The 2,653-nt window shown below is 65.4% G+C and carries 3 protein-coding genes and 1 pseudogene; 2 read left to right on the top strand and 2 right to left on the bottom strand.

What is annotated here, in order from left to right:
• A pseudogene (locus IC66_RS0112180) lies at positions 1-582 on the bottom strand (CoA transferase); the annotation flags it as partial.
• 58 nt (positions 583-640) lie between these two features.
• Between IC66_RS0112180 and IC66_RS0112175 the strand changes: the two are divergent.
• The gene (locus IC66_RS0112175; protein WP_008136644.1) at positions 641-928 is read left to right on the top strand and encodes a hypothetical protein; all 288 of its coding nucleotides are present in this window, start codon (positions 641-643) and stop codon (positions 926-928) included.
• Positions 929-1,130: 202 nt separating this feature from the next.
• The gene (locus tag IC66_RS0112170) at positions 1,131-1,901 is read left to right on the top strand and encodes an SDR family NAD(P)-dependent oxidoreductase (RefSeq protein WP_038947803.1); all 771 of its coding nucleotides are present in this window, start codon (positions 1,131-1,133) and stop codon (positions 1,899-1,901) included.
• 143 nt (positions 1,902-2,044) lie between these two features.
• On the opposite strand, the gene IC66_RS0112165 is transcribed toward IC66_RS0112170, so the two are convergent.
• The coding region (locus tag IC66_RS0112165) for an OB-fold nucleic acid binding domain-containing protein (RefSeq protein WP_038947802.1) at positions 2,045-2,653 on the bottom strand (609 nt) is incomplete at its 5' end.

Raw genomic sequence — 2,653 nt, 5'->3', positions numbered from 1 at the left:
CGGGGCCTCGCCGATCTTCTCGATCGAGAGCAGCGGCAACCCGGCGAGCGCACGCGCCTGCGGCAGCGCGGACCATTCGTCGTGGGAGCGCATGAGCGCGACGACGCCGCCCGCCGCGTAAGCCGCAGTCTCGAAATCCTCGCCCTTCCATTGCATCAGCGCGGCCTGCACCTTGTCGCGCTCCGCCTCGCAGCCGAGCACCTTGCAGACGGCGTCGCGATGATGCGGGAAATTGGTGTGGCAGCGAACGAAGCGATTGTCGCCGGTCCTGTAGACGCCGGCGATGGCGTCCCAGGCCGGGGGCGGCGGCTTGTCGTCGAGAAGCAGATAGCGCTCGGAGCGGCATTCGGCAACGGCGTGGCGCATGTCGACGGAGACATCCTGCGTCTGCCCGCTGCGCAGTCGCCAGATCTCCGCGGCGGCGAGGCCGGCCGCGGCGATGGTCGTCTGTCCGGCAATTGCGACGCGGAACGAGGACGGAAGCTGAGGCTCTTCGCCGCTCAGCCGTACGCGTTCGAGCGCTGGTGCATCGCCCCCGGCGGAGGTCCAGATGTCCTTGAGAATGTCGGCAGGGCTTTGCATGGCCGCTTCTCTCCCTTAGTTTTTCAAGCGACCATCCATTAGCCCATAAGGAAATGCAATGGCCGCCATCGACCCCCTTACCGCAGGCGCCGTGTTCATCGCAACGGCGGCCACAGACGCGGTCTATGTCATGTTCACCTCGGCCGTGATCGCGCGAAAACGCGTGCCGGCCGCGAACTGGAGTGCGGTCTGGTACCTGCTCTCCTCCTACGCCGTGATCAGCTACACCGAAAACGCCTTTTACGTTGCCTTCGCCGCGATCGGCTCCTGGGCCGGCGCTTATGCCTCGCTGACCTTCCTGCACCGCCCGCCCGGCGGCCCGCCGGTGGGCGCCGCGCCGGAGTGAGGAGGCCCCACCTCTCTCCACGTCATTGCGAGGAGCTCGCGACAAGATTGCGTGGCAATTTTGTGCTGATGCGACCAAGCCAGTCTATTTCCGCAGATGCATTTCCGGATTGCTTCGCTGCGCCCGCAATGACCATGTGGAGGCTTCTGGGCGTCTTCCGAAACAGCTACACTCCCGCGACCAACAAAAAGGAAACCCAACAATGGATCTCGGTCTCAAAGGCAAGAACGCCATCGTGCTCGGCGGCACGCGCGGCATCGGGCGGGCGATTGCGGAGACGCTCGCCGGTGAAGGCACCAATGTCGCGGTGTGCGCGCGCAATGCAGATCAGGTTGCGGCTACCGTTGCCGAGCTGAAGGCGAAGGGCGTCAACGCCACCGGCGGCCCGGTCGACGTGACCGACGGCGCAGCGCTGAAATCCTGGATCGAGGGTGCCGCAAAAGAGCTCGGCGGCGTCGACCTGTTGTTCTCCAACGCCGGCGCGATGGCGCAAGGCCACGATCCCGCATCGTGGGAGCAGAACTTCCGGCTCGACCTGCTTGGCGCCGTGCACGCGTTCGACGCCGCGCGGCCGTTCCTCGAAGCGAGCGGCGAGAGAAGCGGCGACGCCGCCTTCGTCATCATCTCCTCGATCTCGGCGGCGCAGGCCGACACGGCCAGTTCCTACGGCCCGATCAAGGCGGCGCTGATCCACATGGCCAAGGGGCTGGCGCGGCAATATGCAAAGAAGAAGATCCGCGTGAATGTCGTGTCGCCCGGCACGGTCTATTTCAAGGGCGGCGTCTGGGAGATGGTCGAGAAGAACATGCCCGAGCGTTACGCCGACGCGATGAAGCGCAATCCGACCGGCCGGATGGCCACGCCGCAGGAAATCGCGAGCGCCGCGGTGTTTCTGGCAAGCCCGGTGTCGGGGTTCACGACGGGATCGAATCTCGTCGTGGACGGCGCGATCTCGAACCGGGTGAATTTTTAAGGCGCGACATCATCGAGGAGCTCGTAGGGTAAACAAAGCAAAGCGTGCCCACGTCTTCGCGACGAGCCGCAAAAGGAGGTGGGCACGGCGCTTACGCGCCTTTGCCCACCCGCCGTGCGTGTGGCAGCACTTCGCCCCACCCCTCAATGAAAATCCCGCGATGGCGGCAGGATGCGGACGTTGCGGGGGTGGCGGATTTTCTGTGCCGGCATGTCCGCAAGCGCGCGGGAGTCTTCGTTGAGCGGCTCGACCACGGTGGCACCTGCCGGCACCGGATGCTTGCGGCTCAGCGCGTCGTTGGCGAGGCCGACCAGATCATGCGAGCGATCGATCATGCGTTGGGCGATGAGATGCGTCACCTTCTCGGGACTGCTCTGGATATAGCCTTCGACCAGGATGAGGCGCGCGCCCATGACTTCTTTCCGGTACTGCTCCATGATCTTGGGCCACACCACGACATTGGCGATGCCGGTTTCGTCCTCCAGCGTCATGAACACGACGCCGCTGGCGCTGCCCGGCCGTTGCCGCACCAGCACCACGCCGGCGCAGCGGACGCGGCGACGCTCGTTCTCGTGACTGATATCCTTGCAGGCGACGACGCGCTCGCGCGAAAACATTTCGCGCAAGAATTCCATCGGGTGCCCCTTCAGCGATAGCCGGATGGTCTGGTAGTCCGCGACCACCTGCTCGGAACGCGGCATCACCGGCAGCGGTTGCGCGTGCTCGTCCGGCTGCTCGCGCGCGGTCGCCGC

It is taken from the genome of Bradyrhizobium genomosp. III (assembly GCF_000261705.1).
GTDB classification, from domain to species: domain Bacteria; phylum Pseudomonadota; class Alphaproteobacteria; order Rhizobiales; family Xanthobacteraceae; genus Bradyrhizobium; species Bradyrhizobium ottawaense.
Note: the sequence above shows the minus strand (reverse complement) of the source record. Positions and strands in the feature narration are given on the sequence as shown.